Source organism: Streptomyces sp. P17 (assembly GCF_032436805.1).
Taxonomy (GTDB): domain Bacteria; phylum Actinomycetota; class Actinomycetes; order Streptomycetales; family Streptomycetaceae; genus Streptomyces.
This window is the reverse complement of record NZ_JAVRBF010000364.1, coordinates 1-416: the sequence shown is the minus strand read 5'-3', so window position 1 is coordinate 416 and position 416 is coordinate 1. Positions and strand designations below refer to the sequence as shown.

Annotated in this window: 1 protein-coding gene; it reads right to left on the bottom strand. The window is 66.6% G+C overall.

The genetic code is table 11. The features are described 5' to 3' along the window. The coding region (locus tag RMT89_RS41305) for a hypothetical protein (RefSeq protein ID WP_315888896.1) at positions 1–416 on the bottom strand (416 nt) is incomplete at both ends.

The window sequence follows — 416 nt, the reverse complement described above, 5'->3', positions numbered from 1 at the left end:
CGAGAATCGAGTCCGACGTCGGCGTGCCGGGTCCGCTGATCAGACCGGACGACAGCCTGCGCGGCTGACCACCTGTCGCGAACCCTGCGACCAGGCCGGGCATTTTGCCCGGCTTGTAGTTGACCTGCACCGACACCGATTTGCCGCTGATGCTGCGGACGAACGAGTAGTATTGCCGCTCAGCCTGCCCGGTCTGCACGCTGACCGAGGTGGTCAGGTTGTAGTTGCGCACGATGTCCTGCAGTGTGGTCTTGCCCGCCGCCAGCTCGCGTGCCAGCCTGCTGGCCGCCGCCCTACCGTGCCTGCGTGCGACCTCCTGCAGGATGGGACCGGCGTCGCTGAGGTTCATGGCGAAGTTGTCGCCGGCCTCCTTTCCGGAGGAGGCGAACAGGCGTTCGAGGCGCTGCAGCTCTGAG